A 246-nucleotide genomic window follows, 5' to 3' on the forward strand; every position below is an offset into this window, starting at 1 on the left:
GAAATTGAAATCGCAGTGAAGATGCTGTGTACCCGCGGCTAGACGGAAAGACCCCGTGAACCTTTACTACAGCTTGGCACTGAACATTGAACCTACATGTGTAGGATAGGTGGGAGACTTAGAAGCAGAGACGCTAGTTTTTGTGGAGTCGTCCTTGAAATACCACCCTTGTAGTTTTGATGTTCTAACGTTGGCCCCTGAATCGGGGTTACGGACAGTGCCTGGTGGGTAGTTTGACTGGGGCGG

The 246-nt window shown here is 50.0% G+C and carries 1 rRNA gene; it reads left to right on the forward strand.

Features of this window, described 5'->3' with window-relative positions:
• Positions 1-246: ribosomal RNA gene (locus H5182_RS22660) — 23S ribosomal RNA — on the forward strand; the annotation flags it as partial.

The sequence above is a fragment of the Pseudoalteromonas sp. SG44-17 genome, assembly GCF_014164235.1.
Taxonomy (GTDB): Bacteria; Pseudomonadota; Gammaproteobacteria; order Enterobacterales; family Alteromonadaceae; genus Pseudoalteromonas; species Pseudoalteromonas rhizosphaerae.